At 70.4% G+C, this 737-nt stretch carries 2 protein-coding genes and 1 pseudogene; 2 read left to right on the top strand and 1 reads right to left on the bottom strand.

All coding sequences use genetic code 11. The features are described 5' to 3' along the window. Together B7L92_RS29880 and B7L92_RS29885 are read left to right on the top strand one after the other, a co-directional pair. A pseudogene (locus B7L92_RS29880) lies at positions 1-247 on the top strand (TetR/AcrR family transcriptional regulator); the annotation flags it as partial. A gap of 75 nt (positions 248-322) precedes the next feature. Continuing rightward, the gene (locus B7L92_RS29885; RefSeq protein ID WP_081240478.1) at positions 323-613 is read left to right on the top strand and encodes a hypothetical protein; all 291 of its coding nucleotides are present in this window, start codon (positions 323-325) and stop codon (positions 611-613) included. A 10-nt stretch (positions 614-623) separates the two neighbouring features. Here B7L92_RS29885 and B7L92_RS44050 read toward each other — a convergent pair. Further along, positions 624-737: putative DNA-mimic protein (locus B7L92_RS44050; RefSeq protein WP_497591646.1), on the bottom strand; the 114-nt coding region annotated here is incomplete at its 5' end.

The raw sequence follows: 737 nt of genomic DNA on the forward strand, positions 1-737 counted from the left end.
GCAGCATGAGCGTCCGGCCCACCCGGTCATCACCGGGCAGAAGCAGTGGATGCTCGCCCTGTTCACCGACCTCGCGGGGGACATCGTCCCGGAGGGGGCCGACCGGTTGGGCCGGACGCTCATGCTGCTGCACGAAGGGGCGCTGGTCGCCCACGGCCTGGACGTCTTCGCGGACCCGATCGGCCGGGCCCGCGAGGAGGCGCGGGCCCTCCTCGCCGCCGCCGGGGGTTCCGCGGCGAAGCGGTGATCCGGCGCGGGCGGTTCACGTTCCGGGCATAGGGTGGAATTCGGCACGTGCATCGACCGGAAGAAGGTGAGTGCGATGCGCGTGATGCTCAGAGCGACCCTGGACACGGGCCGGGCGAACGAACTCATCCGCACCGGGAAGCTGCCCGAGCGGTTGAAGGCGATCCTCGACCGACTCCACCCGGAAGCGGCCTACTTCGGCCCGCTGGGCGGTCGGCGGACGGTCCTGCTGGTCTTCGACATGCAGGACAGCTCGGAGCTGCCGCCGACGGGTGAACCGTTCTTCACCGAGATGAACGCCGACGTCGAGGTGTGCCCGATCATGAACGCGGAGGACATGCGGAAGGGATTCGCCCAGATGCGGTGACCCCGTCGGTTCAGCTGAAGACGATCATCGATCCCTGGGCCAGGCTCCGGGTCGCCGCCGCGTGCAGGCCCAGCCAGACGTGGCGCTCGCGGGCGAAGGGGCTGGGGTCGTACGGGGCGGCGAC

This window comes from Streptomyces viridosporus (assembly GCF_002078235.1).
In the GTDB taxonomy this organism is placed as follows: Bacteria; Actinomycetota; Actinomycetes; order Streptomycetales; family Streptomycetaceae; genus Streptomyces; species Streptomyces viridosporus.